This is a genomic window from Novipirellula sp. (genome assembly GCF_041583735.1).
Lineage (GTDB): Bacteria > Planctomycetota > Planctomycetia > Pirellulales > Pirellulaceae > Novipirellula.
Genome location: NZ_JBFHFD010000336.1, coordinates 1 through 9,150 on the forward strand (window position 1 = coordinate 1; position 9,150 = coordinate 9,150).

6 protein-coding genes are annotated in these 9,150 nt (G+C 54.1%); 4 read left to right on the forward strand and 2 right to left on the reverse strand.

Annotated elements, in window-relative coordinates:
* Positions 1–149 precede the first annotated feature (149 nt).
* The 4 genes from ABX962_RS21620 (at position 150) to ABX962_RS21635 (ending at position 6,779) form a co-directional block, all read left to right on the forward strand.
* Positions 150–1,427, forward strand: a complete 1,278-nt coding sequence (locus ABX962_RS21620; protein WP_372722212.1) for a valine--pyruvate transaminase — start codon at positions 150–152, stop codon at positions 1,425–1,427.
* 241 nt (positions 1,428–1,668) lie between these two features.
* On the forward strand, positions 1,669–2,151 hold the full coding sequence (locus tag ABX962_RS21625; RefSeq protein WP_372722213.1) for a hypothetical protein: 483 nt from the start codon (positions 1,669–1,671) through the stop codon (positions 2,149–2,151).
* Positions 2,152–2,223: 72 nt separating this feature from the next.
* Positions 2,224–5,271, forward strand: a complete 3,048-nt coding sequence (locus ABX962_RS21630; RefSeq protein ID WP_372722215.1) for a PSD1 and planctomycete cytochrome C domain-containing protein — start codon at positions 2,224–2,226, stop codon at positions 5,269–5,271.
* A 29-nt stretch (positions 5,272–5,300) separates the two neighbouring features.
* Positions 5,301–6,779: a DUF1501 domain-containing protein gene (locus tag ABX962_RS21635; protein WP_372722216.1), complete on the forward strand. Its 1,479-nt coding sequence runs from the start codon at positions 5,301–5,303 to the stop codon at positions 6,777–6,779.
* Between the two features lie 182 nt (positions 6,780–6,961).
* Here ABX962_RS21635 and ABX962_RS21640 read toward each other — a convergent pair whose 3' ends face one another.
* On the reverse strand, positions 6,962–7,588 hold the full coding sequence (locus ABX962_RS21640) for a HupE/UreJ family protein (protein WP_372722218.1): 627 nt from the start codon (positions 7,586–7,588) through the stop codon (positions 6,962–6,964).
* Positions 7,589–7,932: 344 nt separating this feature from the next.
* On the reverse strand, positions 7,933–8,565 hold the full coding sequence (locus tag ABX962_RS21645; RefSeq protein WP_372722220.1) for a hypothetical protein: 633 nt from the start codon (positions 8,563–8,565) through the stop codon (positions 7,933–7,935).
* Positions 8,566–9,150: the final 585 nt, after the last annotated feature.

The window sequence follows — 9,150 nt, forward strand, 5'->3', positions numbered from 1 at the left end:
AAGTGTTTTTATGATCTGTACCGTGATGGCGGCCGAAACTCTTCGCGAGTTTCGCTACATGGGTTCTTATGTCAGCATGGTTTCATGGTCGACGAAGATTCACCATACTCGTTAGCGTTCAACAGCAATGTCTCGCACTGATAAATACAATGAAATTGCACTGGTCTGAGTTTGGTGAGCAGCTTTGTCGCGGCAGCGGTATCAGCGAATTGATGGACGATCTGGGGCATGCGATCGCCAAGGGCGGCGACAGCATCTGTATGCTTGGAGGCGGCCAACCGGCCCATATCCCAGAGATGGACGCGCTGTGGCGAAGACGATTCGAGGAAATGGGACGCGAACCCGGTAAACTCGAACACGCGGTAGGCAACTACGAACCACCCTCGGGGAATCCTGCCTTCCGTGCCGCACTCGCGAATTTGTTCCAACGACAATTTGGCTGGGATCTCGGTCCGGAAAATATAGGCGTCACCGCGGGTGGACAAACCGCGTTCTTCATGCTGTTCAACTCGTTGGCGGGCAAATTTCGTGACGGCAGTCGCAAAAAGGTCCTGCTGCCGCTGGTCCCCGAATACATCGGCTATGCCAACCAATCGGTCGATGGCGAGATGTTTTGTGCCATCAAGCCACGGCTGGAACTGAACGGCAAACACGAATTTAAATATCGTGTCGATTTTGATGCGTTAAACGTTACGGAGGAGATTGCCGCAATTTGTGTATCAAGGCCGACCAACCCGACCGGCAATGTGTTGACCGACGCCGAAATCAAGCGACTCGCCGAACTCGCGGCCTCGCATGACATTCCGCTGATCATCGATAACGCCTACGGCGCACCGTTTCCAAACGCGATCTTTACCGAAGCGACTCCGGTCTGGAACGAGAACATCATCCTCACGCTCAGTCTTTCTAAGATCGGATTGCCTGGCACACGTACCGGAATCGTCGTCGCGAGCCCCGAGGTAATTCGTTCACTGTCATCAATGATGTCGATCGTGGGACTCGCCAACACCAACATTGGTCAAGCGATCGCAACGCCGCTTGTTGAAAGTGGCGAAATCTTGCGATTGAGCGATGAAGTGGTTCAGCCTTTCTATCGCACAAAGTCCGAGCAAGCGCTGGCGTTTGTCCACGAGTACTTCAATGACGAATTGCCTTATCGGATTCATCGCAGCGAAGGGGCGTTCTTTCTGTGGATGTGGTTCGAAGGATTGCCGATCAGCTCGCAAGAACTGTACCAGCGTCTGAAGGCTCGTGACGTGTTAGTCGTCCCCGGCAACTATTTCTTTTTTGGATTGGATGATCACGATTGGCGACACCGCCAAGAATGCATACGCGTGACGTTCACGATGCCCGAAGCGACCGTGAGGAAAGGGTTCCAAATCATCGCCGAAGAGGTGGCCAAGGCTTACGCAGAGAACTTACCGTAGCGAAAGTCGCAGAGCCTTTCGTAGTGGCACGTTGATGGCCGAAACTCTCTGCGGACTGTTGATTTAGTGAGCCGCTCGCGCGTGAACGGATTATTCCACGCATTAACCGATGCCTTACGGCCCGCGGCTCACAACTGCGAGTTGGATTTCGATTAAATCAACAGCCCGTCTGCGAGTTTCGCTACCGTTAGTTTCGCCACCGCTAAATTCCATTCAGCCGCTTGAGGCTAAACAAACCACGATGATACGATTCACCCTGCTGCTGATTGCATCCTGGATTGTGATGACGACGACACACGAAGTCGGCCATCTGATCGGAGGCTGGCTAGGTGGTGGGACGCTGCAACATGCCGAACTGAGACCATGGCATTTGCCATACAGTCATTTCGCCCCTGATCCGCATCCGCTACTCACCCTTTGGTCAGGCCCCTTGGTCGGAGCGGTGGTTCCGTTGCTGATTGCGATTGCAATTCGCAAGCCATCCGTCTGGTTTATCGCGAACTTTTGCGTATTGGCCAACGGCGTCTATTTAGCGGTAGCGTGGTTCACAGGAGACCCATTTCTGGATACCCCTCGGCTGCTTGCCGCCGGAGCGTCACCGCTGTCGATTGCGATCTATTGTGCATTGACTTTGGGTTGGGGATACCCCGCATTTCGTGCTGACTGCGTTGCTGTTTTTCGTCCGAAGCCAGTCGAACCCTGCGAACAAAACGCTGCTGATTGAATCGGTTTGCGATTCGTTGTCTGCGATGCATCAGGGCTCATTTTCGCGGCGTGATGAGCTACAATAGCCAGCATGCAACTACCACAACAAAAATCACTGCTTCGCACGTCAACTGAGTACCACCCCCGCTTGGCCAAAGTGGGTGAGTTGACCTTATTGCTGCTGATAATGATGCCGCAGGGCTTGGCAGTCGCCGACGATTCGAAGGGTGCCCAGCCGATCCCCGAACACCCGAGTTTTGCTCGCGACATTCAGCCGATTTTTGCAAAATCGTGTACTGGTTGCCATGGCGGCGTCAAGCAAGCCGGCGATATCTCGTTCGTCTACGCCGACTCGATTTTGCCGCCTGACGGTTGGGTGGTTGAACCGGGAGATCCAGACGAATCGGTTTTGTTTCAACGCATCATCTCGGACGACCCTGATGACCGCATGCCGCCGCCCGACGAACATCCCGATGGTTTAAGCGATCGAGAAATTGAGCTGATTCGTCGCTGGATCAAACAGGACGCCAAGTGGGAAGACCATTGGTCGCGGATGCCGCTGGTCGCCCCCTCGATTCCTGAAAGCGACCAATCGATCGCATGGGCTAATAAGCCGCTGGATCACTTTATTTACAGTTCACTGCGGCAGCACGATTTGTCACCAACTCGTGAAGCCGAACCGGAACAATGGTTGCGTCGAGTATCGTTCGATTTGATCGGGCTGCCGCCAACGCTCGAAGAGCTTGATGCGTTCGTCAAGCAATTGTCGAACACGGATCACAAAGCGGACCGTGAACTCGTTTACGAACAACAAGTCGAGCGTTTGTTGGCCTCGCCTCATTTTGGCGAACGCTGGGCTTCGATGTGGATGGACTTGGCTCGCTATGCTGATTCGAAAGGGTTTGAAAAAGACCCGCATCGCGAAATGTGGCCCTATCGCAATTGGCTGATTGAAGCGTTCAACCAAGACATGCCCTATGACGAATTTACGATCAAACAGCTCGCAGGCGATTTGCTGCCCGATCCGTCCTTTGACGACCTCGTGGCCACGGCATTTCACCGCAATACACAAACCAACACTGAAGGCGGCACCGATGACGAAGAGTTCCGCATTGCCGCGGTGATCGATCGCCTCAGCACCACTTGGACGACTTGGCAAGCGACTACGTTCGGATGCGTCCAGTGCCATGCTCACCCCTACGAACCTTACCAGCACGACGAGTTCTATGCCGGGTTGTCACTATTCAACAACAGCGAAGATGCGGATTTGGATCACGAAAAACCAGCGATCCCTTATCTCAGTGACAAGCAATTGCGTGTTGAGTTTGTGAGGACCGAGCGTGAACTGAACGAAGCAGAGAAAACGCTCGATTCGCTCGGGCACTTGGTGGTCGGACAATCCGAGTGGGAATTGCTGGCGATCAATGAACTCGAATCGACCACGGGCACGATCGGAAAGGTCGGCGATGAAGTCCGCGTGATCGGCGGAACGGTTGCAGTGGGCAGCACTTACAAATTGTCGAGCGATGTTTCGTCGATCACGGCGCTGCGTTTTACGATTCGGCCGGAATCCGATGATCCGGCTAAATGGCCCGAACAAGGCAGTGTGCTTTCCCATCTGGAAGTCGCGGTCATCGGGAACGACGACAAATCCAAGCCGGTGAAACTCGATACGGTCATTCCTGACTATCGAGCGGGCGCGAACCCGGTTGAGAGAATGTTGCAAAAAGGATCCGAAGGATTTGGAGGCTACCCGAAAATCTTCGAACCCCGCTGGGTAGTCGTTACTCTCGCCGAACCATTGCAGCTTGGCGAATCCGAAACGCTCGAATTAAAGTTGCATCAAAGTGCGTCGGTCACTGGCGGACTCTCTAACCACTTGCGTCGATTCAAGATCGAGTACTCTGAAGCCCCATCGCTTAGCAAACTTGGCGAGGATGAGGCGTACGCGAAACAGCGAGAAACGGTGGATTCGCTTCGTCGAGAAATGAGCAAGTTCAAAGGGCCATCGCTGCCGATCATGCAAGACCGCGTGCCCGACGCGGTTCGCGAAACTCGCTTGTTTCTGCGAGGCAACTGGCTTGACCGCGGCGATGTAGTCGAGCCCGGGATTCCCGAGGTCTTTCAAATCGCAGCGGATAAGAATCGGATTCAAGTGACCAATCGTCTGGAGTTCGCTCAGTGGTTGGTGTCTCGCGATAACCCGATGGCGTCGCGAGTTTGGGTGAATCGGATTTGGAACGAGTTGTTTGGGATCGGCATCGTAGAAACGCTCGAAGATTTTGGCGTCAGTGGTGAGCCACCCTCGAACCTCGAGCTGTTGAATTTCCTTGCCTCACAAATGCAAAGCGAGCTCGGGTGGAGCTTGAAATCGTTACTGCGGGAATTGGTGCTTTCATCAACCTATCGACAAGACAACCGAGTCGACGCAGAACGCAAGCAAAGAGATCCACGCAATCGTTTACTCGCTCGTGGCCCACGCACTCGCTTGACCGCCGAAATGGTACGGGACCAATCGCTCGTCGCATCCGGTAAGTTGGCGACCCAAATGGGAGGCCCGAGCGTGATGCCTCCGCAGCCGGACGGAGTTTGGCAGCAAGTCTATTCAGGTGCCGCGTGGAAGGCCGCCGAGGGAGAAGATCGCTTCCGGCGTGGTGTCTATACGTATTGGAAACGGACCAGTCCCTATCCTGGGTTTGTCATGTTTGATACGCCGAACCGTGACATTTGCAGTCCCCGGCGGATCGCGACCAACACACCGCTGCAGGCATTGGTGACCCTAAATAGCGAAGTCTATACCGAATTGGCTCAATCGATCGCTGACCGCGTAAGAGAGAATTCGAAGACCAATGCTTCAGCGACACCACGCGATCTCATACGCGAGATTTATCTGCGTGTGATCAGCCGCGAGCCAAGCGAAGAAGATCTTGCAGATTTGATGATGTTGCATGAATCGTTACTCAAGCAACGAGCAACAGTGGATGAAACCGCTGTGGATGAAACCGTAACGGACGAAACAAGAGCAAGTGAAACGAAGGCGGAAGATTCAAACGAGGCGAAAAGCATGCCAGCCAAGTTGGACCCGTTAGGCATCGTCGCATTGGCGATTTTGAACTCCGATTTGGCGATCACAAAATGAGTCCTGGAACAATGAATCTAGGTGGAACAATGAAATTACATCAAGAGCTTGAATTGCAGCGATTGTACGCCAGCACGCGTCGTCACTTTTTAGGCGGCTGCGGACTTGGCTTGGCTTCGGCCTGGATGGGCGCCCAGTCCGCCAGAGCAGCCGACGCGTCGCATGCCAGAGGTAAAGCGGGCAAGCCGAGTCTGGAGGGTGGATTGCATTTTCGCCCGCGAGCGAAGCGGGTTATCTATTTGCACATGGCCGGCTCGCCCAGCCAGCTGGATTTGTTTGACTACAAGCCGGAATTGGCAAAGTTTGACGGCATGGACACTCCAGCTTCCTTCTTGCAGGGCAAGCGGTTTGCGTTTATCCAAGGCGTTCCAAAAATGCTCGGGCCACAGTTCCCATTTGAACAGGTCGGTGAAGCGGGCAACTGGGTGTCCGACCGATTCCCGGAATTCAAAACGGTCTCGGATCAAGTTTGTTTCATCAAGTCGATGTACACGACTCAGTTCAATCACGCGCCCGCACAGTTGTTGATGTTGACGGGCAATCAAACGCTCGGCGCGGGCTCCATGGGAGCTTGGGCCACGTACGGTCTCGGCAGCGAAAACGACAACTTACCCGGCTTCATCGTGCTTGTTTCAGGCGGGCGAATGCCGTCGGCGGGCAAGAGCGTCTGGGGATCGGGCTATCTGCCCTCGGTGTACCAAGGCGTGCAATGTCGTTCGCAAGGCGATCCGGTGTTGTTCCTTTCTAACACCGATGGCTCGACTCGCCAAGAGCGACGAACGACTCTCGACGCGATCGAGAAACTCAATCGACGTGCTTACGCCGAATATGGCGACGCGGAAACACTGACTCGTATCTCACAATACGAGATGGCATTCCGGATGCAGACTTCGGCGACTGATGCATTTGACTTGAGCCAAGAAGAAAAAAGCGTGCACCAGGCGTATGGGGTCGAACCGGGCAAGGAGGCGTTTGCCAACAATTGTTTGCTGGCACGCCGATTGGCCGAGCGTGGCGTCCGCTTCATCCAGCTGTTTCACTGGGGATGGGATTCGCACGGCGCGGCTGAGAGTGAAGCGATCAATAAAGGGTTTTCGGACCGTTGCCGCGAGACGGACAAGCCAATCGCCGCATTGCTAAAAGATCTGCAGCAGCGTGGGTTGCTCGAAGATACGCTTGTCGTCTGGGGCGGCGAGTTTGGCCGCACGCCGATGCGGGAAAATCGCAACGGCAAAGAAATGAAACTCGTCGGTCGCGATCACAATCCCGGCGCGTTTACCATCTGGATGGCTGGCGGTGGAGTGAAGAGCGGCTTTACGCTCGGCGAGACCGACGAGATCGGATACGAAGCGGTCGTCGACAAGGTGTCGCCTCACGATCTGCACGCGACACTTCTGCATTTGATGGGAGTCGACCATATGCGTCTGACGTATCCGACGCAGGGTGCCAATCAGCGATTGTCGAATTTGACCAAGCCATCACGCGTGGTCAACGAGATCATCGCGTAAACAAATGTGGGATAGGCTTCCAGTCTGTCATCGGTGTGTTTTAAGGTAGAGAAAGTCAGCAAGACTTTCGTAGTATTTGTCGAACGATCCGAAACTCTTGGCGAGTTTCGCTACAGGAGAATTCGATAGGACTGGGCTGCTTGACAGGCTAGAAGCCTATCCCACATTAACAGGCTAGAAGACTATCCTACGTGGACCAGCATCATTGCGATCGCTGCGACGGTTAGCGATCCGCCAACAATCCGGCAAGCTTTGGTGAACGTTTCGATCGAACCGAGTCGTTGTGCTGATTTCGCTGCCATCATCACGATCACGATCATGCCAAGCGACGTTGCCATCAATCCAATCGAGTAAGACGCGACAGTGACCGTGCCCGCCATTTCGATCACGTGAGCATAGCCGTGGAACAGGCCAAACCCGCAGATCACGCTCAATAAAAACGTCGGTGCGGTACGTCGTGAAGCCAAAGTCAGTCCCGCGACCAATACTGAACCGATAATCATCGCTTCGGCCATCGGCACGGTCCAGCCAAGCGAAGCTGCGGACGCCCCAATTGCTCCCATTGCCAAAAATGCGGCAGGAACGGCCCACATCGCACGTCCCCCGATGCGAACCGCGATCAGAGCGACAGCGATCAGCGTTAACAAATGGTCAATTCCGGTCAACGGATGCGTCAAACCGTTCGTCAATCCACCCATCGCGTGGTCAGCAATGCCATGTTCGGCGGGTCCGTGACCTGGATGGGCCAACGCCATGCTGGGGAAACTCATCACGAAAACAGCGGCGGCAAGCAACATCCATCGATTCATATTTCAAATTCCTTGAGCGGGGTGAATATCCATTTGTCGTTGCCGGCAAACGGGTTGCCAGCGGTCGGGCTGCCAGTAAAAGGGCTCGATCAAGGCTAAGTGTACGCCAAACGATGGGGCCGCGTACATTGGGTTTGCACCGTGCGGGCTTGAAAAAATAACCCTTCCGCCTGTGGCGATGACACCCCTATTAAGAAACGCTGTGAAGCATTTTTGTGCCGTATTTTGTGGTGTATAAACGTAGCGGAAGTCGTCAAGACTTTCGTTGAACGAACCCAATTCCCGAAACTCTTGACGAGTTCCGCTACAAGAAAATGCTTCACAGCGTTTCCTACTTAAGGCGTCTATTTTGTCGACTCACCCGCATCGGCGGCTTGTTTTGTCTTCACGTATTCGAGCACTTTTGCTTCCAAAACCGGAGCTCGCAGTCCGACTTGTCGAGCTTCTTTGCGTGCATCATCCACGCTCAACTTGCCATCGATGATGCGATGCGCCATCCACACCGCTCCGACACGACTGGCCGCCGCGCAATGCACCAATACCTTCGCGTTGTCCTTCGCTGAACGAATGATCTCTAAACTTTTGTCGAACATCTCTGGGCTGAGATCGTCGGGGCCTTGAACGGGCAACTGGTAAAAACGCAATCCCGCCGACTCGGCAACCTGTTTCTCGTCCCATTCCAATTCGACTGGTTCGCGGAGCGTCAGCACGGCGGTAATTCCCCGCTGCTTGAATTCAGTGAATAGAGCTTGGTCGGGTTGGCCCGCAAGAATCACATTACCAAACCGCAACACGTTGCGGGTATCGCCCAGTTCGTGCGTTTCGAGTTTGTGAGACGTCGCTGCCGAGTCACGGTCGAACGCCAAAACAGCGTCTTCGGCAAGCAGTTGCGAACAGTGAACCGTATCGAAAACGGGAATCGCTGCGGTAAAGATCGCAAACAAAACGAGTAAACGAATTAGCATCGCAGAATTCATGTCTGAAAGGGGGTGAGGGGCATAGAATGTGAACGTCATTCTAGCGTAACCATTCTAACGTAGAGCGGTGAAATATCACGAGCGACATTTCACGAGTCGCTGCATTTAAGCAGTTCAACCGGCTTTGGACGAATTCTAACCCGAATCGTAAGTTTTGAAGTTGCGTTATTTTGAAGTACCGAAGGACGTGCGATTTATAGGTTGAGTGATTTGCAGTCTTAAGCCGGAGGCTGACACATCCCATGCCGGTGGCGTAAGCCTGGTCCACTAAAACTTTGGGCTTGTTGTGATTTTTGGTTGCGATGGTTTTCTGCCACCTCTCCACCAACTTCGTTGGGGGAGAGGTCGAGCACGCCCTTTAGGCGTTGCTCGGGTGAGGGGGCGACCGCGCTATCGGCGAGCAATTCCGGCGCAAACGTCGTTATCGTCGGCGAGTAGTTTGCTCGGTCAGCCCCCTCACCCGAACGTCGCTGAAGGCTCCGTTCGACCTCTCCCCCAACGAAGTTGGTGGAGAGGTGGCAGAAAACCATCGCAACCAAAAATCACAACAAGCCCAAAGTTTTAGTGGACCAGGCTTACGCCACC

Bases quoted from the DNA above. Each gene is read 5' to 3' on its own strand.
- ABX962_RS21620 (WP_372722212.1), top strand. From the start codon at position 150: ATGAAATTGCACTGGTCTGAGTTTGGTGAGCAGCTTTGTCGCGGCAGC.
- ABX962_RS21625 (WP_372722213.1), top strand. From the start codon at position 1,669: ATGATACGATTCACCCTGCTGCTGATTGCATCCTGGATTGTGATGACG.
- ABX962_RS21630 (WP_372722215.1), top strand. From the start codon at position 2,224: ATGCAACTACCACAACAAAAATCACTGCTTCGCACGTCAACTGAGTAC.
- ABX962_RS21635 (WP_372722216.1), top strand. From the start codon at position 5,301: ATGAAATTACATCAAGAGCTTGAATTGCAGCGATTGTACGCCAGCACG.
- ABX962_RS21640 (WP_372722218.1), bottom strand. From the start codon at position 7,588: ATGAATCGATGGATGTTGCTTGCCGCCGCTGTTTTCGTGATGAGTTTC.
- ABX962_RS21645 (WP_372722220.1), bottom strand. From the start codon at position 8,565: ATGAATTCTGCGATGCTAATTCGTTTACTCGTTTTGTTTGCGATCTTT.